This window comes from Allochromatium humboldtianum, from assembly GCF_013385175.1.
Taxonomy (GTDB): Bacteria; Pseudomonadota; Gammaproteobacteria; order Chromatiales; family Chromatiaceae; genus Thermochromatium; species Thermochromatium humboldtianum.
Window position 1 is genome coordinate 14736 of the sequence record NZ_JABZEO010000006.1, and the last position, 24554, is coordinate 39289.

General features: G+C 65.1%; 24 protein-coding genes. 14 read left to right on the plus strand and 10 right to left on the minus strand.

Translation table 11 applies throughout. The features are described from left to right. Nucleotides 1–13 precede the first annotated feature (13 nt). The 3 genes from HW932_RS10155 to HW932_RS10165 are packed head-to-tail and all read right to left on the minus strand — an operon-like array spanning nucleotide 14 to nucleotide 2186. Nucleotides 14–685 (minus strand): site-2 protease family protein, encoded by a 672-nt coding sequence (locus HW932_RS10155; RefSeq protein WP_176976386.1) that lies wholly within the window; start codon nucleotides 683–685, stop codon nucleotides 14–16. After that, on the minus strand, nucleotides 685–1308 hold the full coding sequence (locus tag HW932_RS10160) for an L-threonylcarbamoyladenylate synthase (protein WP_176976387.1): 624 nt from the start codon (nucleotides 1306–1308) through the stop codon (nucleotides 685–687). The genes HW932_RS10155 and HW932_RS10160 overlap by 1 nt, the downstream gene beginning before the upstream one ends. 17 nt (nucleotides 1309–1325) lie before the next feature. Beyond that, entirely contained in the window at nucleotides 1326–2186 is an 861-nt protein-coding gene (locus HW932_RS10165) for a PHP domain-containing protein (protein ID WP_176976388.1), read from the minus strand. A gap of 132 nt (nucleotides 2187–2318) precedes the next feature. Here HW932_RS10165 and HW932_RS10170 point away from each other — a divergent pair, with 132 nt between their 5' ends. The 4 genes from HW932_RS10170 (at nucleotide 2319) to HW932_RS10185 (ending at nucleotide 6186) form a co-directional block, all read left to right on the plus strand. Beyond that, nucleotides 2319–3065, plus strand: coding sequence for a hypothetical protein (locus HW932_RS10170; RefSeq protein WP_176976389.1), 747 nt, complete (start codon nucleotides 2319–2321; stop codon nucleotides 3063–3065). 76 nt (nucleotides 3066–3141) lie between these two features. Continuing rightward, on the plus strand, nucleotides 3142–3423 hold the full coding sequence (locus tag HW932_RS10175; protein ID WP_246296767.1) for a hypothetical protein: 282 nt from the start codon (nucleotides 3142–3144) through the stop codon (nucleotides 3421–3423). A 10-nt stretch (nucleotides 3424–3433) separates the two neighbouring features. Then, a complete protein-coding gene (locus HW932_RS10180; protein WP_176976391.1) occupies nucleotides 3434–4276 on the plus strand; it encodes an HDOD domain-containing protein in 843 nt (280 codons plus the stop codon). After that, entirely contained in the window at nucleotides 4276–6186 is a 1911-nt protein-coding gene (locus HW932_RS10185; RefSeq protein WP_176976392.1) for a putative bifunctional diguanylate cyclase/phosphodiesterase, read from the plus strand. The genes HW932_RS10180 and HW932_RS10185 overlap by 1 nt, the downstream gene beginning before the upstream one ends. A gap of 122 nt (nucleotides 6187–6308) precedes the next feature. On the opposite strand, the gene HW932_RS10190 is transcribed toward HW932_RS10185, so the two are convergent. Next, nucleotides 6309–6896, minus strand: coding sequence for a histidine phosphatase family protein (locus HW932_RS10190; RefSeq protein WP_343047219.1), 588 nt, complete (start codon nucleotides 6894–6896; stop codon nucleotides 6309–6311). Nucleotides 6897–7100: 204 nt separating this feature from the next. On the opposite strand from HW932_RS10190, the gene HW932_RS10195 reads away from it, so the two are divergent. From HW932_RS10195 to HW932_RS10205, 3 genes are all read left to right on the plus strand, one after another. Beyond that, nucleotides 7101–7400 (plus strand): hypothetical protein, encoded by a 300-nt coding sequence (locus HW932_RS10195; protein ID WP_012971880.1) that lies wholly within the window; start codon nucleotides 7101–7103, stop codon nucleotides 7398–7400. Between the two features lie 93 nt (nucleotides 7401–7493). Continuing rightward, nucleotides 7494–7955 carry a hypothetical protein gene (locus HW932_RS10200; RefSeq protein ID WP_176976393.1) on the plus strand — a complete coding sequence of 154 codons (462 nt, stop codon included), beginning with the start codon at nucleotides 7494–7496 and terminating at the stop codon, nucleotides 7953–7955. Between the two features lie 93 nt (nucleotides 7956–8048). Beyond that, on the plus strand, nucleotides 8049–8543 hold the full coding sequence (locus tag HW932_RS10205) for a bacteriohemerythrin (protein WP_176976394.1): 495 nt from the start codon (nucleotides 8049–8051) through the stop codon (nucleotides 8541–8543). Between the two features lie 21 nt (nucleotides 8544–8564). Here HW932_RS10205 and tadA read toward each other — a convergent pair whose 3' ends face one another. Genes tadA through guaB form a run of 3 tightly spaced genes read right to left on the minus strand, consistent with a single transcriptional unit; the run spans nucleotide 8565 to nucleotide 12126 of the window. Beyond that, the gene (gene tadA / locus HW932_RS10210; RefSeq protein WP_343047222.1) at nucleotides 8565–9065 is read right to left on the minus strand and encodes a tRNA adenosine(34) deaminase TadA; all 501 of its coding nucleotides are present in this window, start codon (nucleotides 9063–9065) and stop codon (nucleotides 8565–8567) included. A 17-nt stretch (nucleotides 9066–9082) separates the two neighbouring features. Further along, complete coding sequence (gene guaA / locus HW932_RS10215) at nucleotides 9083–10657, minus strand: glutamine-hydrolyzing GMP synthase (protein WP_176976395.1); 1575 nt, start codon at nucleotides 10655–10657, stop codon at nucleotides 9083–9085. Nucleotides 10658–10659: 2 nt separating this feature from the next. Then, nucleotides 10660–12126 carry an IMP dehydrogenase gene (guaB, locus tag HW932_RS10220; RefSeq protein WP_012971885.1) on the minus strand — a complete coding sequence of 489 codons (1467 nt, stop codon included), beginning with the start codon at nucleotides 12124–12126 and terminating at the stop codon, nucleotides 10660–10662. A 166-nt stretch (nucleotides 12127–12292) separates the two neighbouring features. Here guaB and xseA point away from each other — a divergent pair, with 166 nt between their 5' ends. The 6 genes from xseA (at nucleotide 12293) to HW932_RS10250 (ending at nucleotide 19581) form a co-directional block, all read left to right on the plus strand. Further along, the gene (gene xseA, locus HW932_RS10225) at nucleotides 12293–13642 is read left to right on the plus strand and encodes an exodeoxyribonuclease VII large subunit (RefSeq protein WP_176976396.1); all 1350 of its coding nucleotides are present in this window, start codon (nucleotides 12293–12295) and stop codon (nucleotides 13640–13642) included. Nucleotides 13643–13777: 135 nt separating this feature from the next. Continuing rightward, entirely contained in the window at nucleotides 13778–14062 is a 285-nt protein-coding gene (locus tag HW932_RS10230) for a glycine zipper domain-containing protein (RefSeq protein WP_176976397.1), read from the plus strand. A 189-nt stretch (nucleotides 14063–14251) separates the two neighbouring features. Next, nucleotides 14252–16159, plus strand: a complete 1908-nt coding sequence (locus tag HW932_RS10235) for an ATP-binding cassette domain-containing protein (RefSeq protein WP_176976398.1) — start codon at nucleotides 14252–14254, stop codon at nucleotides 16157–16159. Continuing rightward, complete coding sequence (locus HW932_RS10240) at nucleotides 16152–16721, plus strand: DUF2939 domain-containing protein (protein WP_176976399.1); 570 nt, start codon at nucleotides 16152–16154, stop codon at nucleotides 16719–16721. The genes HW932_RS10235 and HW932_RS10240 overlap by 8 nt, the downstream gene beginning before the upstream one ends. A gap of 6 nt (nucleotides 16722–16727) precedes the next feature. Further along, complete coding sequence (locus tag HW932_RS10245) at nucleotides 16728–17030, plus strand: hypothetical protein (protein WP_176976400.1); 303 nt, start codon at nucleotides 16728–16730, stop codon at nucleotides 17028–17030. A 40-nt stretch (nucleotides 17031–17070) separates the two neighbouring features. Beyond that, nucleotides 17071–19581: a glycogen/starch/alpha-glucan phosphorylase gene (locus HW932_RS10250; protein WP_176976401.1), complete on the plus strand. Its 2511-nt coding sequence runs from the start codon at nucleotides 17071–17073 to the stop codon at nucleotides 19579–19581. Between the two features lie 46 nt (nucleotides 19582–19627). On the opposite strand, the gene HW932_RS10255 is transcribed toward HW932_RS10250, so the two are convergent. Then, entirely contained in the window at nucleotides 19628–20581 is a 954-nt protein-coding gene (locus HW932_RS10255; RefSeq protein ID WP_176976402.1) for a 2-dehydropantoate 2-reductase, read from the minus strand. Nucleotides 20582–20667: 86 nt separating this feature from the next. After that, nucleotides 20668–21150, minus strand: coding sequence for an Hsp20/alpha crystallin family protein (locus HW932_RS10260; RefSeq protein WP_176976403.1), 483 nt, complete (start codon nucleotides 21148–21150; stop codon nucleotides 20668–20670). A 269-nt stretch (nucleotides 21151–21419) separates the two neighbouring features. On the opposite strand from HW932_RS10260, the gene HW932_RS10265 reads away from it, so the two are divergent. Continuing rightward, nucleotides 21420–23546: a M1 family metallopeptidase gene (locus tag HW932_RS10265; protein ID WP_246296769.1), complete on the plus strand. Its 2127-nt coding sequence runs from the start codon at nucleotides 21420–21422 to the stop codon at nucleotides 23544–23546. A 29-nt stretch (nucleotides 23547–23575) separates the two neighbouring features. Here HW932_RS10265 and soeC read toward each other — a convergent pair whose 3' ends face one another. Beyond that, complete coding sequence (gene soeC / locus HW932_RS10270; protein ID WP_176976405.1) at nucleotides 23576–24553, minus strand: sulfite dehydrogenase subunit SoeC; 978 nt, start codon at nucleotides 24551–24553, stop codon at nucleotides 23576–23578. Nucleotide 24554: the final 1 nt, after the last annotated feature.

Below are 24554 nucleotides of genomic sequence, written 5' to 3' on the forward strand. Positions count from 1 at the left end.
ATGACCTCGCGTGTCAGACGAAAAAGAGTTCCTTGACGATCCCACTGCCCGGCAGCAACCCGACGGTCCAGACGACGACCGGGATCAGGACGGTTCCGAGTAGTCCGGTGACGAGCAGGATCAGCAGGATGATCAATCCAAAGGGTTCGAGCCGTGAGAACAGATAGGCCAGACGCGGCGGCAGCAGCGAATTGAGCACCCGCCCGCCGTCGAGCGGCAGCAGCGGCACCAGGTTCAGCACCATCAGGAAGACATTGATGAGCACGCCCGCCGCGCCCGTGTAGACCAACGGCAGCGCAATCCACTGGCTGACCGGATACAGCAGCAGCCCGGCCTGGATGATCAGCCCCCAGGCGAGCGCCATGATCAGATTGGCCCCCGGACCCGCGACCGCCACCAGCGCCATGTCGCGCCTCGGATGATGCAGATTGCGCCAGTTCACCGGCACCGGCTTGGCCCAGCCGAACAGAAAGCCGGTGAAGAAGAAGGCCAGCGCCGGTACCAGCAGCGTGCCGACCAGGTCGACATGCCGCAGCGGATTGAAGGTCACGCGCCCGAGCTTGAGCGCGGTGTGATCGCCGAGCTTGTTGGCGACCCAGCCGTGGGCGGCCTCGTGCACGGTGATGGCCAGCAGAACCGGCACGGCCAGGACCGCCAGCAGTTGCATGTGATTGAGCGCTTGCATCATTCCTCGAACAGTGTGGCGTCGCCCTTGCCGCGACGCACCAGGGCCGGCGGATCGGCCGTCATGTCGACCACGGTCGTCGGCTCCAGTCCGCAGAAGCCGCCGTCGATGATCAGATCCACGTGCTTGTCGAGCGCCTCACGCATGTCGTAGGGATCGGTCAGCGGCTCGTCGTGATCGGGCAGGATCAGCGTGGTGCTCAGGATCGGCTGATCGAGTTCGCCGAGCAGCGCGCGACAGATTTCATTGTCCGGCACCCGCAGACCGATCGCCTTGCGGCGCGGATGCAGCAGTCGGCGCGGCACCTGCTTGGTCGCCTCATGGATGAAGGTATAGGCGCCGGGCGTGAGCGACTTGAGCATCCGATAGGCCTGATCGTCGATCTTGGCATAGCTGGCGATCTCGGAGAGATCGCGACAGACCAGGGTGAAATTGTGCTTGTCGTCGAGCCGACGGATGCGCCGGATGCGCTCCATCGCCGATTTCTCGCCGATCTGACAGCCGAGCGCATAGGACGAATCGGTCGGATAGACGATGACCCCGCCTTCGAGCAGGATTTCGACCGCACGACGGATGAGTCGCGGTTGCGGATTGTCGGGATGGATCTGAAAGAACTGCGCCATGAAGGGTTCTCGGTTCGCTAACCGCAGGCCATCCGTGGCTCGGATTCGGGCCAGTCGCGCCAGACGGGCGCACAGCCCTCGGGCAACGGTGGCAGCCGACCGAGTTCGAGCCAGGGATTCTCGGGTCCATGATAATCGGAACCCGCCGAGGCGCGCAGACGCTGCTCGCGCGCATGACGGGCGAAGGTGAAGGCTTCGTCACGACTGTGACTGCCGGTGACGACCTCGACGCCGACGCCGCCCAGCTCGCGGAACTCGCCGAGCAGCCGCTGCATCCGGGTGCGCGTCAGACCATAGCGGGCCGGATGCGCGATCACCGCCTCGCCGCCGGCGCCGCGAATCCAGCCGAGCGCTTCCTCCAGACTCGCCCAGTCGCCCGGCACATGGCCCGGCTTACCGCGCGTGAGGAAGTGGCGAAAAACCGCGTTGGTATCGGCCGCGCGCCGTTGATTGACCAGCAAACGCGCGAAATGCGTCCGACCGACCAGACGGCCCTTGGCCAGCGCCCGCGCGCCCGCGTAGGCGTCGTCGATACCATGCTTGGCCAGCCGCCGCCCGATCTCCTCGGCACGCCAGGCGCGAAACTCCATCAGTCGCGCCAGCCCGGTCTGAAGCTCCGTGTTGGCCGGATCGAGCCGCAGACCCACCACATGCACCGTGAGCGTGTTCCAGGTCACTGAGATCTCGACGCCTGGAATCAGGATCAAGCTATGCTGGGCGGCGGCGTACTCGGCCTCGGCCAAACCGTCGGTGTTGTCGTGATCGGTGAGCGCCAGCACCCGCACCCCAGCCGCGCCGGCGCGCGCGACCAGCTCCGTCGGCGTGAGGGTGCCGTCGGAGGCGGTCGAGTGGGTATGCAGATCTGGGATGGGAGACATCATCCTAGTTTAACCGAATGGCGACTGTGACGTGCGATCGGGCGCGCGACGAATATCCGTGCGATTGCTATGCTTTCGGGATTCATGGACCCATCCCACTCAGGGACCGGTCGACGAAGAGGTCAGACATCCATGCTGCCACCGATCGACATCAGCCACATCGCGCAGCGTCTCGACGAACTCGGCGAGGAACTCCAGCGCGTCAGCGACGAGTCGGCCGAACCCATCGAGCCGACGCCACGGACGCTGCTCGCGGGACTCGAACGCCTGCTCGATGTCCTGCACGCCGCCGACAGCGGATCAGAGGCCGACTTCGCGCGCCAGATCCGGCAGGCGACCGGCTCCGACCCCGAACTCATCCTGGAGCACGGACTGCGTCTGATCGTCCAGCTCACCGAGCTGGCCCAGCGCCTCAACCTGCCGACTCAAGCCCAGGCACTGGAACGGCTCGCCCTGCCGCTCAGCGTCTGGATGCTGCGTCGCGGCTGCGAGCTGCCTCATCCCGAGCCCGTGGTCAACGCACTCGCCCGGCTCGCCAATGGCCTGCGCCGGCCAGAGTCGCTGACCGAACTCTATGGACTCATGAACGAGATCATGGATGCCATCGGCATCGAGCGCGCCCTGGAACTGGAGACCGACAATCCGGCCCATCCCTGGCGCGTGCTCCTGATCAACCGCGCCATCGTCGCCACCCGCACCCGCCAGCCGGCGCTCATGGAAGCCGCCTTCCAGACCATCGCCGAACACCTGTCCGAGGAGGCCCCCGACTTCTTCCGCGAGGGTATGGGCCAGATGGAGACGCTCGACTACCCACCCCAGGCGCGCGAGGTCATGCAGCGCTATTTCGAGACCTGGTGCGCGGGGCAGCGCCTGCACTGATTGCATGATGTAGAATGCGCCAATCGACGACGACAGCGGAAAGCCTCTCATGCGCCTCGCGGAGATCCAACCAGGAATGCGGCTTGCCAAAGACGTCCATGATCCTCATGGTCAGATCCTGATCCGTGCCGGCGTCGTCCTGGGCGAGCGCCAGATTCGGGCGCTGAGGTCATGGGGCGTGGTCGAGGTCGGCATCGTGCAGGACGAGGACACGGCCGATCCAGCGGTCCGCGATCCCAAGGCCATCGACGAGATCCGACGGTCGATCGACATCCAATTCAGCCTGAGCAATCGCGAGCATCCCATGATCCAGGCATTGCACGCGCTGTGCCTGAACCGGGCGCTCGACCGTTCCTAGGAGTCAGGGCATGGACGCTGACCGCCTCATCGAGCGACTCGGCGAGCTACCCTCACTCCCGGCTGTCTACCATCGCGTGCGCGAGGCCATCGAGACCCCGGACGGCTCGCTGGAAACGGTGGCCGGCCTCATCGAATCCGACCCGTCCATGAGTACGCGCGTACTGCGTGTCGCCAACAGTCCGCTCTATGGACTGGCGACCGAGGTCGACGACATCAGGCGCGCCCTGACACTCATCGGCACGACCGCCACCCACCATCTGGTGCTGTCAACGACCCTGCTGACGGTGTTCCGCGATCTGCCGCTCGGCGCGGTGTCCATGCGCTCGTTCTGGGAGCATGGCCTCGCCTGCGGAGTCGCGGCCCGTCTCATCGCGCGCCAGGGCGGCCAGGCCAATCCGGAACACGCCTATCTGGCCGGACTGCTGCACGACATCGGGCGCCTGCCGCTCTATATCCTCGAACCGCTCGACATGAGTTCCGCCCTGCAGGCCCACCGAGAACGCCAGGGCCATCTGCACGATCTGGAGCAGCAATACCTGGGTATCGACCACACCGAACTCGGCGCCATCCTGCTCGCGCACTGGCAACTGCCCGAGGTCTTCCGCTCGGCCGTCTCCGATCATCATGCTCCCTGGCGCGCGTCGCGCTCCAGTCCCGAGACCGCTGTCGTGCATGTCGCGGATCTGATCGTCAACAGTCTCAGACTCGGCACCAGCGGCACGCGCTGGGTTCCGGTGCTCGACGACGGAGCCTGGCATCTGACGGGACTCGATATCGAACGACTCCCGACCATACTCGAAGCGACCATCACCGCCACGCGGGACGTTATCTCGGCCTTCATGGAGGCGTGATGAAACAGATTCCACACCCCAGATTCCTCTGCCCCGCCGAGTCGGTCAACGACCTCTCGTCGGGTTCGGCGTCGGGCATCCACCCACTCGCGCTCGATGTGTTGCGGGAGGCCATGGCCCGCCTGCCGGCTTGCCGCTCGTTCGCCGAGCTGCTCGCCGTCATCGAACGCGGCACGCGCCTGCTCCTGCCGACGGCCCAGATGGCCTTTCTGCTTCGCCAGCCGGACGCCTGTCTCGAGATCGTCCATTGCGTGCCGTCCGCCGCACAGGACAGGTTGCGTGCCCTCGTCGACGAGCTCATCGAGCGAGACCGCTTCGGTCAGGCGCTCAAGCAGGGGTTCGCCTGGGCGAGCGCCGGCCCCGATCGGACCTGCCTGCTGTCGCGGATCTCGACCACCAGCCGCATCCATGGCCTGGTGCTCTGGGTCGATCCGGCACTCGCGCCCCCCTGGCACCAGACCCTGGGCGCGCTGACGGATCTGGTCGGTCTGGGTCTGGAGCGTCTGAACGAGGATGCCGAGGCCGTCATGGTTCCGTTGCCGCCGTCCGGCGCCAGATCGCGCCCGGCTCTCGATGTCGCCATCCCAGCCGACCGACTCACCGGACTGGCGCATCGCGCCCATTTCATGCGCTTTCTCCAGCAGGCGATCCTCGACAGTGTCCCGCATCTGTCGGCGGCCGCCCTGCTGCTCGACATCGACGGTTTCCATCGCGTCAACCGTGAACTGAGCTACGAGAGCGGCGATCAAATCCTGTGTGAACTCGCCCTGCGGCTCGATGGCGCGCTGCGCTCCGAATCGACGTGCGACCGCGTCGGGGTCGTCGAGCACGACATCTGCTTCGCCCGCACCGGCGCCGACGAGTTCGGCGTCGCGCTGGCACGGGTACACCACCCCCAGCGGCTCGGCGAACTCGCCGCCCATCTGCACAGTCACATCGCCGAGGGATTTCTCCAGCAGGGCTCGCGACTCCATCTGTCGGTGAGCATCGGCATCGCCGCCGCGAGCGGACTCGCCGAGAGCACCAGCGCCCAGGATCTGATGCGCAACGCCGACACCGCACTCAAGCGCGCCGAGCAGGCCGGACGCAACAGATACGCGCTCTACGAGTCCAGTTGGGAGGCGCCGGGCACGCCCCATCTGCGCACCGAGTCGCTGCTCCAGGAAGCGTTGCGCCAGGACAGCTTCACCCTGCATTTCCAGCCCCAGTTCGCACTGGCGACCGGGCATCTGACCGGCGCCGAGGTGCTGCTGCGACTCACGCTCGGGGACGGCACGCCACTCTCGCCGGCGAGCTTCATCCCGGTCGCCGAGAGCACGGGGCAGATCATCGAGATCGGTGAATGGGTGCTGCGCCGTGCCTGCCGACAACTGCGGGTCTGGGATGCGCTGGGATTGGCGCGAATCCCATTCGCCGTCAATGTCTCGGCGATCGAGTTGAGTCAGGCCGACCTGAGCACGCGACTCCAATTTATCCTGGAACAGGAGGGCGTCGGAATGGAGCGCCTGCATCTGGAGATCACCGAGACGGCCATCGCCCGCAACGAGGCCCTGGCCATCGCCAACCTCAAGGCACTGCGCGCGGCGGGATTCGAGATCTGGATCGACGACTTCGGCACCGGCTACTCGTCGCTGAAGTCGATCAAGAACTACCCGGCGAGCGGGCTCAAGCTGGATCGCGAGTTCGTGAAGGATCTGAGCGAGGATCAGGCCGCGCGCGTGGTCGCCGCCTCGATCCTCGATCTGGCGCGGAATCTAGGCTATCCGGTCGTGGCCGAGGGGATCGAAAACGCCGTGCAGTGTGCGCTCCTGCGCAGTCAGGGGTGCGACATCGGTCAGGGCTTCCATCTCGGGCATCCGGTCGATGCACTGGAGTTTCAGCGGCTGTATCTGTCCGGGGGAGCGAATTGAAATCATGCGTCATGCCAGACATCGCCCGGCCGCAAGGTCGGGCGCGGATTGAGACAAGCAAGCACCCTGTCGTTCAGCTCGCTGAACGATCGACGGTGCTTGAGCCGAAACCACACTGCCGGTCAATCTACGATACTCGCCTGGATCGCAATGGAGGAAATGCCAAAGCGATCCACACGAATACGGCTGATCGTGGCGTGACCGATCTGCAACCGATACCAGCGCTCCGGTCGCGCGCCCAGTGCATGCCCCAGAACAGCGCGGATCACCCCGGCATGACAGACGATCAGCAGACGCCGCCCCGGATAGGCAGCAACTTGGCGCTCATAGGCCGCAACGATCCGACGCTGAAACGGCTCCAGCGACTCACCGCCCGGCGGCCTGACCGCCACGGGATCGCGCTTGAAAGCGGCGAATCGCTCGGACTCGAACGTGCGGATCTCCTGGTGTGAACGCCCCTCCCAGCCTCCCATGCCGATCTCGCGAAACTCCGAGTCGACGGCCAGTGGCAAGGCGTGCCGCGCCGCCAACTCAGCGGCGAAGAGCCGGCACCGGCGCAACGGCGAGCTGATGATCTGATCCCACTGACAGTGCTCGCCGACTGCGCCGCGCATCTGCTCCCAACCGAGCGGTGACAGCGGATCGTCGATGCCGTGCCCGCGATAGCGCCGCCCGCCCACAGGCTCGCCATGCCGCATAAAATCGACCACGGTTTCGTCCGTCTCGTTCACAATGCTCCCCCGTGCACATCGCCCCATCAACACCAGCGCGGGCAATGTTATCGATCTCCATCGCCCATCTGGATTTTCGCGCCCCGGCACCCATATCCGGTCGCTGGTGCGGATCGCAGCGATGCACACGAAGATTCTTATCCAGCATCCATTTTTCAACGTCGAGAAGCCGAGCACGCCTCAATGAAGCCAAAGATCTACGAGGGCATCCACAACCAGGAACAGGCCATGACCCCGACGGCCAACATCATCCGCGATGCCTGGGTGTTCGGGATCATCCCCGAGGACGAGACCTGCGAAGGCTGGACGATCCAGGGCATCGATGCCCTCTACGACAAGGTGACAGCCGCTTGGCAGCCCTATGGCCATCTAGTCTCCAACCTGCCGCCCGAACTGCGCGAACGCCATGCGCGCATCTATGCCGAAGCCATCGAGCGGGCGCGCGCCACCGGCTGGGATCCGGAACTCGACGAGACCGACTGACATCGCACCTCGATCCCGACCGCTCCGGCCTGGGCATCGCTTGAGGCCCGCCGGAGCCGAAGCCGATTCCACCTCGATGAGAACGCGCCGGCCATGTCCAGCTACTTCGTCCGGGAAGTCTTCTTCCGTCCCGATACCGAATATGCGCGCGAGCTGACCACCATCCCGGCTCCCATCCACAACGCCCTGCGCCGACTGCTGAAACAGGCGCGCGGATCGAGCGTGTTCGTCCCGATCCGCTCGATGCAATATCTGGCCGTGATCGACGCCGAGGAGGTCATCTTCGTCGATGCCCTGGGCGGCTACGCCTATCACGACGGCGAGGGCGGACGACTGATCCGACTGGCCTGGCGACCGTTCGTCGGACGGGCTTCGCTGTGCGACCCTGTTTCCTGTGAGATGGTCTACTATTTCAGTGATTTGAAGGCCGTACAGCGGCGGCTGTTGTCTGAGATCGGCCCAGCTATCGATCAGTTGACACTCAAGCAGTCGGGCGGGCAACAGTCTCAGGGTGGGATCGTTCGCATTCTTCCCTTCAAACCGCGTCGCGAGTGATTTCCGCGCGGTTTTTGGCATCAACCGGCGTCCTGGCGCCAACCTAGAAAAGATATAAAGCGGACCAAAAGAGTCTGCACATTGGAGGATTTCATGACTAAGCTACTGACTTGGCACGATGAATGGTCGCTCGATATCGAGCTGCTCGATCAGGATCACCGCGCGCTGATCGAGCAGCTCGCCGATATCTGTCTGCGTTTCTGCCCCGAGGCCTCTCACGGACGTTCGGGAGACGCCAACGCGCTACTCGACGCCCTCGCTCGCCTTGGCGAGTCGATGCGCGCGCATTTCCAGCGTGAAGAGGCGTTCATGCGCTCGTTCGACTATGAGGGCATCGGCGAGCATCAATGCGAGCACGCCGTGCTCATGGCCGAATTCACCGCCCTGCTGCGCGAGTGGCGCGAGGAGGGTCTGACGGTCTTCGACGAGACCACTCAGGGCATCATCCGCGATTGGCTGCTGGCCCACATCCTGGGCGCCGACCGCCATTTCGCCGAGACCTATTTCAATCTTTTCGGTGGCGACGTGCCTGAACGCCTGGACGCCATGCGCCTCTATCAGTCGAGCTACCGGGCGAGCCGGCGTTGAGCGGCGGGTGCGCTTTCCAGCTCAAGCCGTCGTGGTTTTGGTCGACACTGGACGGGTACGACGCGCGCGAAAGAAGGCTCTGAGCATCTCGCCGCAGTCCTCGGCGAGCAGACCGCCGCGCACCTCGGTGCGATGATTGAAGCGTCCATCGGATGGCAGCAGATTGAAGACGCTGCCGCAGGCGCCGGCCTTGGGGTCGGGCGCGCCGTAGACCACCTGAGCGACACGCGCATGAACGATGGCCCCGGCGCACATGACGCAGGGTTCGAGCGTGACATAGAGGATCGAGCCGGGCAGGCGATAGTTACCGACGTGCCGCCCGGCATCGCGCAGAGCCTGAATCTCGGCATGGGCGCTCGGGTCGTGCCGGATGATCGGACGGTTCCAGCCCTCGCCCAGGATCTCGCCCTCCCGAACCAGCACCGCCCCGACCGGAACCTCCCCCTCCTCGGCCGCGCACCGCGCCAGCTCCAGGGCGTGGCGCATCCAGTGCGCGTCTGCGTCAGCGAATGTGTCGCTCACGCCGATTCAGCCTCGGCTCATTCCCACTCGATGGTCCCCGGCGGCTTGCCGGTGATGTCATAGACCACGCGCGAGACGTTCGGCACTTCGTTGGCGATGCGCCGGCAGACCAGATCCAGGAAGTCATAGGGCAGATGCGCCCAGCGTGCCGTCATGAAGTCGATGGTCTCGACCGCGCGCAGGGCGATCACGGGCGCATAGAGCCGGTTGTCGCCGACCACGCCGACCGAGCGCACCGGCAGGAACACGGCGAACGCCTGCGAAACCTGATCGTAGAGATCGGCCCGGCGCAGTTCCTCGATGAAGATGTGATCGGCCTGACGCAGCGTGTCGGCGTAATCCTTGTGCACCTCGCCGAGGATACGCACCCCGAGTCCGGGACCGGGGAAGGGATGGCGATAGACCATCTCATAGGGCAGACCCAGCTCGACACCGATCTTGCGCACCTCGTCCTTGAACAGTTCGCGCAGCGGCTCGACCAGCTTGAGGTTCATCTCCTCGGGCAGCCCGCCGACGTTGTGATGCGACTTGATGACCTTGGCCTTGCCGGTCTTGGACCCCGCCGACTCGATGACATCGGGATAGATGGTGCCCTGCGCCAGCCACTTGACGTCCTGGAGCTTGCTCGCCTCGTCGTCGAAGACTTCGATGAAGGTGTTGCCGATGATCTTGCGCTTCTGCTCCGGATCGCTGACACCCTTGAGCCGACCGAGAAAACGCTCCTCGGCGTCGACCCGGATCACGCGCACGCCCATGTGCCGGGCGAAGGTGCTCATCACCTGATCGCCCTCGCCGAGCCGCAACAGACCATTGTCGACGAAGACGCAGGTGAGCTGATCGCCGATGGCCCGATGCAGCAACGCGGCGACCACGCTGGAATCGACCCCGCCCGAGAGTCCGAGCAACACCTTGTCGGTGCCGACCTGGGCACGGATGCGCGCCAGACTGTCCTCGATGATGTTGTCCGGCGTCCACAGCCGGCCACAGCCGCAGATGTCGTGGACGAAGCGCTCCAGGATGCGCTGCCCCTGACGGGTGTGGGTGACTTCGGGATGGAACTGCACGCCATAGAACTGGCGCGACTCGTCGGCGATGCCGGCCAGCGGCGCGCTGTCGGTCTCGGCGATGACGCTGAACCCCGGCGGCAGCACATCGACCCGATCGCCGTGGCTCATCCAGACGTCGAGCAGACCGTGTCCCTCGGGGCTGGTGTGATCCTCGATATGGCGCAGCAGCCGTGAGTGACCGCGCGCGCGCACCTGGGCATAGCCGTATTCGCGATGGGTCGAGGGCACCACGGCGCCGCCGAGCTGGGCGGCCATGGTTTGCAGCCCGTAGCAGATCCCGAGCACGGGCACGCCCAGCTCGAAGACGATGGGATCGGCGCGCGGCGTCTCGGCCTCGTGGACCGACTGCGGACCGCCGGAGAGGATGACGCCCTTGGGCGCGAATTCGCGGATGGACTGGGCGTCCATGTCCCAGGCGTGGAGTTCGCAGTAGACCCCCGCCTCGCGCACGCGCCGGGCGATGAGTTGGGTGTACTGCGACCCGAAGTCGAGGATCAGGATACGATCGGCGTGGATATTGGCCATGTTTAGTTGTCGATCCGGTAGTTGGGCGCTTCCTTGGTGATCTGCACGTCATGTACATGGGATTCGCGCATGCCGGCCGCACTCACACGCACGAACTGCGGCTTGGTGCGCATCGCGTCGATGGTGGCGCATCCGGTGTAGCCCATGCTGGACCCCAGTCCGCCGACGAGCTGATGGATGACGTTGAGCAGGCTGCCCTTGTAGGGGACGCGGCCCTCGATGCCCTCGGGGACCAGCTTCTCCTTCTCGGTGTTTTCCTGGAAGTAACGATCGCTGGAGCCTTCGGAGGAACCCATGGCGCCGAGCGAACCCATGCCGCGATAGGACTTGTAGGAACGGCCCTGATAGATCTCGACCTCACCCGGCGCTTCATCCGTACCGGCGAAGAGTCCGCCGATCATGACGCTGTTCGCGCCGGCGGCGATGGCCTTGGCGATGTCGCCCGAGAAACGCAGCCCGCCATCGGCGATGAGCGGAATGCCGGTGCCCTTGAGCGCCTCGGTGACATTGGCCACCGCCGTGATCTGCGGCACGCCGACACCGGCGACGATGCGGGTGGTGCAGATCGAGCCCGGCCCGATGCCGACCTTCACCGCATCCGCGCCGGCCTCGGCCAGTGCACGCGCCGCATCCGCCGTGGCGATGTTGCCGCCGATGACCTGGAGATCCGGATAGTGCGTCTTGACCCAGCGCACCCGATCGAGCACGCCCTGCGAATGACCGTGCGCGGTGTCGACCACCACCACGTCGACGCCCGCCTCGACCAGCGCCGCGATCCGCTCCTCGGTGCCCTTGCCGACGCTCACCGCCGCGCCGCAGCGCAGACGTTCGTGATCGTCACGCGAGGCTTTCGGGAAGTCCTTGGCCTTCTGGATGTCCTTGACCGTGATCAGTCCGCGCAGCTCGAAGCGATCGTTGACCACCAGCACCTTTTCGATGCGATGCTTGTGCAGCAGGCCGAGCACCTCTTCGCGGCTGGCGCCCTCCTGGACCGTGACCAGGCGTTCCTTGGGGGTCATGATGGCCGAGACGGGTTCGCCCATGCGGGTCTCGAAGCGCAGATCGCGCCCGGTGACGATGCCGACCAGCTCGCCCTTGTCGGTGACGGGGACGCCGGAGATGTTGTTGGCATGGGTGAGTTGCAGCACCTCGCCGATACTCATGTGCGGCGAGACGGTGATCGGATTGCGGATGATGCCGCTCTCGTACTTCTTGACCGCCAGCACTTCGCGTGCCTGACGCTCAGCACTCATATTCTTGTGTATGATGCCGATGCCGCCTTCCAGGGCCATGGTGATCGCCAGACGCGATTCAGTGACGGTGTCCATGGCCGCCGAGACCAACGGGATGCGCAGATCGATCGCGCGGGTGAGTTTGGTGCTGAAGTCGACCTCGTTCGGCAGCACGGTGGAGTGGGCTGGAACGAGCAGAACGTCGTCGAAGGTGAGTGCTTCCTGGATCAGGCGCATGGCTGGAGGCTCCGCGGATCGCGTCGAGAGACTGGGGGGGACCGGAGCAAACGCGCAGAAAGCCCCGGCGGCCTGGCGCCGCCCGGTCGGAGCCGGCTCCCCCGCCCCAACCGGCGGTGCTCTAGATAAACGGGGCAGTGTAAAATAACCGACGCAAAGAGTAAAGATGGAATTCTCACGCGACATCCACAGCGTTTCGCGCCTCGTCAGCGAAGCGCGCGCCGTACTCGAGACCGGCTTTCCGTTGCTCTGGGTGCGCGGCGAGGTCTCGAATCTGGCTCAGCCCGGCTCGGGGCATGTCTATTTCAGCCTCAAGGATGCCGGAGCGCAGGTGCGGTGCGCGCTGTGGCGTTCCAAGCGCCAGCGGCTCGCCTTCGGTCTGGCCAACGGGCAGCAGGTGCTGGCGCGCGCGCAGGTTTCACTGTACGAACCCAGAGGCGAGTTCCAGCTCCTCATCGAGCATCTGGAGCCGGATGGCGAGGGTGCGCTGCGACTGGCGTTCGAGCAGCTCAAGCAGCGGCTCGCCGCCGAGGGGTTGTTCGAGGCGGCGCTCAAGCGTCCGCTGCCGCCCTTTCCGCGTCAGGTCGGACTCATCACCTCGCCGAGCGGGGCGGCGGTGCGCGATCTGATCACGGTACTCGGACGGCGCTTCCCGGCGTTGCCGGTGCTGATCTATCCGGCGCAGGTCCAGGGCGAGTCGGCGCCCGAGTCGCTGATCGGCGCGCTCGAACTGGCCAACGCACGCGCCGAATGCGATGTGCTGATCCTGGCGCGCGGCGGCGGCTCGTTGGAGGATCTCAACGCCTTCAACGACGAGCGGCTGGCGCGTGCCATCCGGGCGTCCGGGATTCCGGTCGTCAGCGGTGTCGGGCACGAGATCGACTTCACCATCGCCGATCTGGTCGCCGACCAGCGTGCGGCCACGCCTTCGGCAGCGGCCGAGCTGGTGGCGCCCTCGGGCGCGCATCTGCGCGAGCGCGTCGCGACACTCTCCAATCGGCTGATCGCCGCCCAGCGGCGGCGACTCGACGCGGCTCGCCAGCGTCTGAACGCGAGCCGGCGCCATCTGAGTCTGCTGCACCCGTCCGCACGGCTCCAGCAACAGGCCCAGCGGCTGGATCGCGCCGATTGGCGGCTGCGCACGCTCACCGCCAATCGGATCGGCGCAGCCCGCCGACGTCTGCAACCGCTCGTCGAGCGGCTGGAACGTCAGGCGCCCGCGAATCGGATCGAACGCGCGCGCTGGCAACTGGAGGCACTGGAACGCCGTCTGCACCGTGCGCAGTACGAGTTGCTGACACATCGGCGCGAACGGCTGTGGCGCGCCGTCGCCGGACTGGAGGCGCGCAGTCCGCTGGGCACGCTGAGTCGCGGCTATGCCATCCTGACCCGCTTGCCCGAGGGCGAGATCGTCCGCGATCCGGCTCAGGTCGCGCCGGGCGATCGGCTTCAGATCCGGGTGGCCGGCGGACGCATCGAAGCGGTGGCGCGTCCGAGTGCTCCCGCCCTTGATTGAACTGTCCTTCGCCTCGAAGGCTCTAACAAGCCCGACTACAATATTCGGAAATTTCGCATCTGCACTGGTAGCGGCTTGCTGTAGTCCATCATTCCTTCCGCGACCGAGGTCGCGGGTTTTCTATTGGAGTCTTCGATGAAAATCACCACCTTGACCATACCGATCACCCTGAGTCTGTTTTTGATGGGCTGCCAAACGACGACAGCAAACCGAACCGGCACTGGAGCCGCCATGGGCGCGGTGGGTGGAGCCGCGATCGGCTCGCTGAGTGGAGACGCCGGCAAGGGCGCGCTGATCGGCGCCGGCGCCGGCGCGCTGGGCGGCTACCTCTATGATCAGCAGAAAAAGCAGGAGGAACAGAACTACTACTATCAACAACGACAGTATCAGCAACCCTATCAACGCCAGTACCGCTACTGAATCCGAGTCCGGCGCCGGCAGCGCGGATGACCGGCCGGCCGAACGATTCGGAGGTCGTCGACCGATCGGAACCGCGCAATGCCTTCCCGCCTCCGCCCGGCTTTCTCGACAAAGGATTGTTCTCGATTCTTTCGATCGTGTCTAATCCGCTCAGGCAAGCAACATTCCAGCGCGGAGATAACGCGGTTCATGCTGCAACTGAAAGACCTGAGTTTCCGTCGCGGCCCCGATCGGCTGCTCGAAGCATCCACACTCACCATCTATCCGGGCTGGAGGGTCGGTCTGGTCGGGGCCAACGGCTGCGGCAAGTCGAGCCTGTTCGCCCTGCTGCGCGATGAGCTGCATGCCGACACGGGCGAGGTCACGATCCCGGCCGGCTGGGAGATCGCCCATGTCGCCCAGCACACCCCGGACACCGACCGCCCGGCCATCGAGTTCGCGCTCGACGGCGATCGTGAACTGCGCCGGCTCCAGTCCGAGCTGGCCGAGGCTGAAGCGGCCGGCGAGGGTCTGCGTCAGGCCGAGCTGCACGGACGGCTGGAGTCGATCGGCGCCTATGAGGCCGAGAGCCGGGCCGCGCGGCTGCTGCACGGCCTGGGCTTTGCGCCCGGCGACGAACGGCGTCCGGTCAACAGCTACTCGGGCGGCTGGCGGATGCGGCTGGCTTTGGCCCGCACCCTCATGTGCCGCTCCGACCTGCTGCTCCTCGACGAGCCGACCAACCATCTGGATCTCGACGCCGTCATCTGGCTCGAAGGCTGGCTCAAAGCCTATCCGGGCACCCTGCTCCTGATCTCGCACGACCGCGATTTCCTCGATGCGGTGGTCGGTCACACCCTGCATCTGGAACACCAGCGCCTGACGCTCTACACGGGCAACTATTCGGCCTTCGAGCGCCAGCGCGCCGAGCGTCTGGCCCAGCAGCAGGCGGCCTATGCGCGCCAGCAGCGCGAGATCGCCCACATGCACAGCTTCGTCGAGCGCTTCCGCGCCAAGGCGAGCAAGGCGCGTCAGGCCCAGAGCCGTCTCAAGGCGCTCGAACGCCTGGAGCTGATCGCCCCGGCCCATATCGACTCACCCTTCCGCTTCGGTTTCGAGCCGGCCGAGAACCTGCCGCGACCGCTGCTGCGGCTCGACGAGGCCGTGGCCGGCTATGGCGAGCGGCCCATTCTCGATGGGGTTGGATTCAGCCTCGACCCCGGCGACCGCATCGGCCTGCTCGGACGCAACGGGGCCGGCAAGTCGACGCTCATCAAGCTGCTGGCCGGCACCCTGCCGCTTCAGTCCGGACGCTGCGAGCGCGCCCAGGATCTGCGGATCGGCTATTTCGCCCAGCATCAGCTCGATCAACTGCGCCCCGACGACAGCCCGCTCACCCATCTGCGCCGTCTCGACCCGCAGGCGACCGAGCAGGCACTGCGCGACTATCTCGGCGGCTTCGGCTTCGCCGGCGATCGCGCCCTGGAGCCGGTCGCGCCGCTCTCGGGCGGCGAGAAGGCCCGTTTGGTGCTCGCCCTCATCATCCGCCAGCGGCCCAATCTGCTGCTGCTCGACGAGCCGACCAACCATCTGGATCTGGAGATGCGCCAGGCGCTGGCCGAGGCGCTCCAGGAATTCGATGGGGCACTGGTACTGGTCTCGCACGATCGCCATCTGTTGCGCGTCACCAGCGATGATCTGTGGCTGGTCGACGGCGGTGCGGTGCGTCCGTTCGACGGTGATCTCGACGACTACCCGGCCTGGCTCGCCGGGCGCCAGTTCCAGGACGAGCAGAAGGGGTCGACAGCTCCAGGCCCGAGCGAACGCGGCGGCGAGCGCAAACAGCAGCGCCGCCAGGCCGCCGAGGCGCGCAAGGCGCTGCAACCTCTGCGCACGCGCGAAAAGACGCTGGAGCGACGACTCGGCGAGCTGGGCGAGCGCCGCGCCGCGCTGGAACAGGAACTGACCGCCCCCGAACTCTACGAACCGGCCGCCAAGGATCGGCTGCTCAAGCTGCTGGCCGAGCAACGCCAGATCCAGGCCGACCTGGACGACACAGAAATGGCCTGGCTGGAGGTATGCGAGGCCATCGAGAACTTTCAGACCGACGATGCCTGAGACCGGAGCATACCGGCGGACCTTCGCCCTGAACTGGAATCGACTCCGCTGGCCCTGGCTGGAGCGGCTCTGGCCGCGCGTGCGCCACGCACTGACGAACGCGGCGATCCTGATCCTGGTCTTGACGCTGTGCTACGGCGTCTGGCCCTATGGCACGCTCTGGCGTCTGGAGCACGCGGTCCTGGCCGGCGATCAGGCCACGGTCGCCGCCCTGGTGGATCTGGACACGGTGCGCGACGAGATCGCCCGCCGGCTCGACAAGGATCAGGACAGTCTCATCACGACGGTCTCGGAAGCCTTCATCGACTGGCTGGAGGCCGGACTCCGTCATCATGGCGTCGAAGTGCTCCAGCGGCTGGTGACGCTCGATTGGGTGCGCGAACAGTTCCTGCTGATCCCAACGCTCCAGGGGCCTGGACTCTGGGCGTCGATCTCGGAGATCTTCTTCAGCGCCCCGGACGACCTGCGGGTCCGGATCGAGCGCGCGCCCCTGGCGCCGCCGCTCAACTTGAGACTCCAACTCGAAGGACTCGTCTGGCGAGTCACCATGATCCACGACTGAAAACCCATGAGCGTTCAACACAAAGCCTCCAATCAGGCCCGCCGGATCGTCGCCTCGCTGCTGGTGCCGACCGAGGCGCCCTTCAAGGATTATCTGAAGGCGACCGACTATTGCACCGCGATCATGCTCTACACTGACCGCCCGGCCGATTACGAATACATGGTCCAATGGCGCGCGGCCTTCGCGGCCCTGATGGTGGCCGGCGCCGACGAGCGTCGGCGTCTGCTCAAACGCTTGCGTGAGGACTTCAAGCAGGGGTACTCGCCGCTGCCGAGCCTCCAGCCCGATGCTCCGACGCCTTCCGATTGAACGACCCCATCGATCACTTCGAAACCAGGAACCCAGGCCTATGTCCTCATCGACCAAGCTCATCCAGAACTGTCCCAACGACTCGACCTTCGATCTGCCGCCCCTGTCGCTCGCCCCCGAGGGGATCGCGCACGACTTCAAGCACTATTACGTCCACACCTTCGGGCGCGACCGTGACTGTCTGTCGGCCTACTACCCCTATCGGGCGCTGGCGACCACCTTGCGCGACCGGCTGATGGAGCGTTGGAAGACGACCCGTCAGGCCTATGACGAGACTGGCTGCAAGCGCACCTACTATCTGTCGCTGGAATTCCTGATGGGCCGGGCGCTGTCCAACGCCACCTTCAACCTGGATCTCGATGAGGCCGTGGCGCGTGGTCTGCACACGTTGGGGTTGGAATTGGAAGAGATCGCCTCGACCGAACCCGATCCGGGTCTGGGCAACGGCGGTCTGGGCCGGCTCGCCGCCTGTTTCCTCGACTCCTGCGCCACGCTGCAACTGCCGGTGCGCGGCTACGGGTTGCGCTACGAATACGGCATGTTCCGTCAGACGATCGAGAACGGCGCCCAGGTCGAAGAACCGGATCACTGGCTGCGTGAAGGCAATCCCTGGGAGATCGAGCGCCCCGAGTTCGCCCAGCGCATCCAGTTCGGCGGCCACACCGAAACCCATCGCGACCAGAGCGGGCGCATCATCGTGCGCTGGGTCGACACTCATGACGTGTTGGCCGTCCCCTATGATGTCCCGGTGCCCGGCTATCGCAACGACACCGTCAACACCCTGCGGCTGTGGAAGGCGGCGGCGACCGACGAGTTCGATCTCGACGAGTTCAACGCCGGCAGTTACACCGAATCCGTGGCGCAGAAGAACGCCGCCGAGCACATCACCATGGTGCTCTATCCCAACGATGCCAGCGAGAACGGCAAGGAACTGCGTCTGCGTCAGCAGTACTTCCTGGCCAGCGCCAGCATCAAGGACGTGCTGCGCGACTGGATCCGGCTGCACGGGCGCGACTTCAGCCGCTTCGCCGATCTGAACTGCTTTCAGCTCAACGACACCCATCCGGCGGTGTCCGTGGCCGAACTCATGCGTCAGCTCATGGACGAGCATCATCTCGAATGGCAAGACGCCTGGGACATCACCCGCCGTACCATGGCCTACACCAACCACACCCTCCTGCCCGAGGCGCTGGAGCGCTGGCCGGTACGGCTGTTCCGCCAGCTCCTGCCGCGTATCCTGGAGATCATCTTCGAGATCAACGCCCGCTTCCTCGCCGAGGTGGCGCTGCGCTGGCCGGGCGACGTGGACCGTCAGCGGCGCATGTCGCTGATCGAGGAAGGACACGATCCGCAGGTGCGCATGGCCTATCTGGCGATCGTCGGCAGCTTCTCGGTCAATGGCGTGGCGGCGCTGCACTCACAACTGCTGGTCGAGGGACTGTTCCGCGACTTCCAAGAACTCTGGCCCGAGAAATTCAACAACAAGACCAATGGGGTGACACCGCGCCGCTGGCTGGCCATGTGCAATCCCGGCCTGCGTGACCTGCTCGACGAGACCATTGGCACGGGCTGGACACGCGATCTGGAACAGTTGTCGCGTCTGGCGCCCCATGCCGAGGATGCCGCCTTCCGCGCGCGCTGGCATGAGATCAAGCAGGCCAACAAGGCCCGGCTCGCCGAACAGATCGCCGAGATCTGCAAGGTCGAGTTCCCTCTGGAAGCGATGTTCGACGTCCAGGTCAAGCGTATCCACGAATACAAGCGCCAGCTGCTCAACATCCTGCACGTCATCCATCTCTACAACCGCATCAAGCGCGGCGACACGGCCAACTGGACGCCGCGCTGCGTGCTGATCGGCGGCAAGGCAGCGCCCGGCTATTTCATGGCCAAGCAGATCATCAAGCTGATCAACAGCGTGGCGCGCGTCGTCAACATGGATCCCGCCACCTCGGGCCTGCTGCGCGTGGCCTTCGTGCCCGACTACCGGGTGTCGCTGATGGAGGTGATCGCGCCGGGGACGGATCTCTCGGAACAGATCTCGACGGCGGGCAAGGAGGCCTCGGGCACGGGCAACATGAAGTTCATGATGAACGGCGCTGTGACCATCGGCACGCTCGATGGGGCCAATATCGAGATCCGCGAACAGGTCGGGGAGGATCATTTCTTCCTGTTCGGGTTGACGGCGGCGGGCGTGGAGTCGATGCGCGGTCACTATGACCCCAATGCCATCATCGCCAGCGATCCGGCGTTGCGGGATGTGATGAATCTGCTCGAATCCGGGCACTTCAACCAGTTCGAGAACGGGGTCTTCGATTCGGTCATCCTCTCGATCCGCAATCCGCACGACCCCTGGATGACGGCGGCCGACTTCAGGAGCTATGTGGAGGCCCAGGAGCGCGCAGCGGCGGCCTATCGCGACCGCGAGCACTGGCTGCGCATGAGCATCCTCAACACGGCGCACAGCGGGCACTTCTCATCGGATCGCACCATCGCCGAGTACAACCGCGACATCTGGCATCTGGAGACGGTGGCGCCAAAGTCGGCGGCTTGAAGCGCGTTCCCCTCTCCCCAACCCCTCTCCCGCGAGGGGAAAGGGGCTACTTGGTGCGGCTTGCCGAATCGCCCCGATTCGACCGATCGAGGATGCTCAGTTGAGCGGCGATGGTCTCCACTGCCGGCATCGACACGCCATGCCGAGCCGCCTCGCGTAACGGGCGGCGGTACATGTACTCGATCTCCAGCGCGCGTTTGGCCAGGAAATCCAGCCGCATGCTCGGCGCATAGGGCGCCATGCGCTCGGTGGTCGCCAGCAGCTTGGGCATGAAGTCAGGATCGAAGGGGACGCCGCAAGCCGCCGCGCCCTGAGCGACCTCGCGCATCAGCCGTTCGGCCAGGGTGCGCGCCTCGGGATCGGCCATGATGGCGTCGGTGTTGCGGTCGAGCAGCACCGACAACCCATTGAACGGGATGTTCCAGGCCAGCTTGCGCCAGCGTGCAGCCGGCAGCGAGGGCTGGACGTCGGTCTCGATGCCGCCGGCGCCGAAGGCCGCTCGCAGCCGTGGCAGCCAGTCGACCCCGCGTTCATCCAGCGCCGCCAGACTGACGTAGCCATAGTCCAGATGCGCGATATGCCCCGGCCCGACCTTGTTCGAGCACAGGAAGCAGAGGCCGGCGATCACGACGGCCTGCGGAAAGCGCGCCGCCAGTTCCTCCTCCAGCGTCAGGCCGTTCTGCCAGTTCAGAATGACCGTGCCCTCCCGCACCAGGGGCGCGAGCAGTTCGGGCAACCGGGCATTCTGCGTCGTCTTGAGCGCGATGCAGACCACATCGCTCGGCGGGATCGGATCCGAGTCGGCATAGACCTCGACCGGATGATGAAGCTGGTCGCCGAGCGGCGAGTCGACGCGCAAGCCATGCGCGCGAATCCAGTCGACATCGCTGTGCGCGATGAAACGCACGGTCGCGCCGCCCTGGAGCAGCCGGGAACCATAGAAGCCGCCAAGCGCGCCCGTACCCAAGATGGTGAAGCTCAGAGGTGTGGTGGAAGACATCGCGATCGTTGATTCCAAAATCTCAGAGGCCGGCGATGGCCGGCCTCGTTGCAGTCACGCCGCGCTGGGCGGCAGGTTCGACAGGCTCATTTGACCTCGATCCGACGCCGCTCGGTCTTCTCCATCTTGGGCAGATGGATTTCGAGCACGCCGTCCTTGAACTCGGCCGCCGTCTCGTCGAGCACGACCTCGGCCGGCAGACGGATGGTGCGGCTGAAGCTGCCGCGCGCGATCTCGGTGTGGAACAAGGCGCCCTCTTCCTTGGTCTCTTCGAGCTTGCGTTCACCCCGGATGGTCAGGAGCGTACCGGCGAGTTCGACCTCCAGGTGCTCACGGTCGACTCCCGGAACCTCGGCGCGAACCAGGATCTCGGTCTCGCGGTCGACGACGTCGATACGCGGCCGAATCTCCAGCGTCTGCTCCAGACGCGCCCACTCAGGCCACACCTCGCGGAACGGATGCATCCAGCCGCGATGGAGCAGGTTGTCGAATGCACGGTCCATTTCGTCGAACAGTGTCAGTTCACGACGCGGGACCGGCTCGGTCATTTCTGTGCGTTTGGTTTTCATGGCCGTCTCCTCACATCGGATTCCTACTTGAAATATAGTCCAAAATCGACGGTCGGCCAATTCTTTTGCGCCAATAAAAAACTTATATATCAAAAACTTAAACATCATACCAGCAGAAAGCCGGCATCCCGGTTAGGATAGCTCTCTCAGTGTGCAGATCTCCGAAGTCAGGGTACGAGCGGACAATGCAGAAGCGGATACATAAAAACAAGGCGAAACAGGCGCCGGTCATGGCGGATGGCATTGTAGGCCGTTGGCGTGATCTGTACTTGTCGATCGTACAGGCGACAAAACCCTTCCTGTTTGGGCTGCTACTGCTCGCTGCTCAGCTCGTGTCGTCTAACCAGATACTCGCCTCGGAGACCCTGATCCGGCATCAGCTTGAGGTTCGGCTCGACCCCGAACAGGGGCGGATCGAGGTCAGGGATCAGATGCGGCTTCCCGAGCCGAAAAGCCAGTGGTCGCTGATCCTGCATACCGGGCTCGACCCGAAGATCATCGACGGCGAGGCGACTCTGACGCGCGTTTCAGCGTTCGGGCCTCTGGTCGAGTATCGCTTGAGTCTGGAGACGCCCGGAACTGTGACGCTCGCCTATGGCGGACGCATCCGTCATGATCTGGAGCACATCGACGAAAGCCTCGGGCGCGCGCGTCAGTGGTCACGCGGAACCATCGCGCCGGATGGTGTCTTTCTCGACGCTGGCAGCGGCTGGTATCCACGCATTCCCGAGAGCCGCCAGAGCTTCGTGCTCGATGTCCGGCTTCCCGAGGGTTGGTCGGCGATCTCCCAGGGCGCAGGCACGACCGATCCGGCCAGGGGTCGGTCACACTGGTCCGAATCGCAACCGCAGGACGACATCTATCTGATCGCGGGCCGTTTCCACGCTTATCACAAGCGTTCAGCCGACGTACAGGCCGAAGCCCAGGTCTATCTGCGTGAGCCGGACACCGCACTGGCCGAACGCTATCTGGACGCCACGCTGGAGTATCTCGCCTTCTATTCCGACCTCATCGGCCCCTACCCTTTCGCCAAGTTCGCGCTGGTCGAGAATTTCTGGGAGTCCGGCTATGGCATGCCCTCCTTCACCCTGCTCGGTCCGCAGGTCGTCCGCCTGCCCTTCATCCTCCAGACCTCCTATCCGCACGAGATCCTGCACAACTGGTGGGGCAACGGGGTCTATGTGGACTATGACTCGGGCAACTGGAGCGAGGGGTTGACCAACTATCTGGCCGACTACTGGCTCATGGAGCGTGCCGGACGCGGGATCGAGGGACGGCGCGACATGCTCAAGAGCTTCGCCGACTATGTGCGCCAGGGGCGGGACTTTCCGCTGACCGAGTTCGTGCAGCGGCATGGGGCGGACACTCAGGCCATCGGCTACAACAAGGGGGCCATGGTCTTCCACATGCTGCGACGCGAACTCGGTGATGAGACCTTCATTCAGGGGCTACGGCGCTTTTATGCCGACAACCGCTTCCGGGCGGCCGGCTATGCGGATCTGCGCCTGGCCTTCGAGCGCGTGAGCGGGCGCGATCTGGACACGTTCTTCGCGGCCTGGGTAGAACGTGCCGGCGCGCCCAGTCTGGCGCTGGAGGATGTCGAAACACGGAGCACGCCGGAGGGCTATCGGATCAGCGGCCGAATTCGACAGACTCAATCCGAGCCGCCCTTTCCGCTCAGTCTGCCGGTCGTCATCGATCTCGACTCGGGTGAGTCCGTGATCGAGACGATCGCCAGTCATGAGCACGAAACCCGGTTCGACATCGCCCTCAGATCCGCGCCCGTGCGTCTGCGCCTCGACCCGGACTTCGAGGTCTTTCGCGCCCTGGCGCCGGGCGAGTTGCCCGTGACCCTGAGCACTCTCTTCGGGGCCGAACAGGGACTGATCCTGATTCCCGCCGCCGCTCCGGAAGCGCTCCAGTCAGGCTATCGTCGCCTGGCCGAGCGCTGGTGCGTGGGACATCCTGGCTGGCGCGTCGCCGAGGATCGGGAGTTCGAACACCTACCGGACGATCGGCCCGTCTGGCTGCTTGGTTGGGAGAACCGTCATCTTGAAGCCTTCGCGCGTGACGCCGCCGATTTCGCCCTGACCCTGGACGATGGTCAGGCACCCAGGCTGGCTCTGACCTCCAAGCCGAACGGCATGAACGCGACGCTCGATCCCATGACCGACAGTCCGGTGCTGACCCGTAGGATGGCGGATCAACCCATCGCATGGATGGCCACGCGCCTGCCGGATGCCCTGCCCGCGCTGGCGCGCAAGCTGCCGCACTACGGCAAATACAGCGTTCTGAGCTTCAGCGGCCCGGAGTCAACCAACACGCTCAAGGGACAATGGCCGACGGGCGATTCGGCGCTCACCTCTCGCCTGCTATCCAGAGCAAGGACGCGATGAGAAGATCGCGCCCGCACACAAATCACGACTCAGGCCACCGACTGATAATAGAGATTCTGCGGATGGCGCGCCTCGGCGAAGAACGACCAGCGCTCGATCAGCAATCCGGCGAACTGGACGAAGAAGGCCATGATCGGCAGATTCGACGAGCCGATGAGATAGGACAGCCCGATCAGCAGCACCGGGATCGGGAAGACCAGCGCCAGATAGACAGTGCGCAGTCGTTCGACCAGTGACTGGCTCCGTCCGTGGAAGAATTCGCGGGTATTGAAGCTGCCGCCCGTCGCGCCCTGTGCCTTCTGGACCACGGCCGCATGACGCACGCCGATGGCGGTCTGGACCGTGCTCTTGTGCTTGAGCCGGGCGTTGCGCCGCAGATGCGCCAGACGCGAGGCCAGACCGACCAAGGTCAGGATCACCGCCCAGGTGCCGTAAAACGTCACCAGCGGATTACCGATGTAGGCCGAATAGGCCGCCGCCAGCATGAAGCCCGAGGCCGCGCCCAGGAACAGGAAATTGCTGACCGTGAGCGGCGTATGCCATTCCTGCAGGAACCGCACGGCCGCATAGATCATGGCCGTGCAGACGAAGAGCACCAGACTGGCCACCGTCCCCAACACCCCGAGCAGCAGGGTCAGATCGACCTGGAGCGCCGCGCCGACCTGGAACAGCGGCTGGGTCCATTCGAACCAGTGCGCCACGCCATAGGCGAACACCAGCGCCATGACGATCGGCAGCACGATGACCTCGCGCGACAGCCAGGAGGTGCGCCACATCGCCGCCGCGCGCCAAGCCCGTTCCGGCCGCCCGAGATGGAAGAAGGACGCGCCGAGTCCCGCGACCAGAAGCAGCAGCGCGACCAGACTGCCGACGGCATAGAACTGGTCGGCCTGAGCGGGCAGGAAACGGGCGATGGCATAGAGCTGGCCGGTGACCATCGCCAGATAGAGACCCTGACCGGCGCCGAGCAGCGTGGTCAGAAAGATGACTGAGAAGGCTGGATGCATG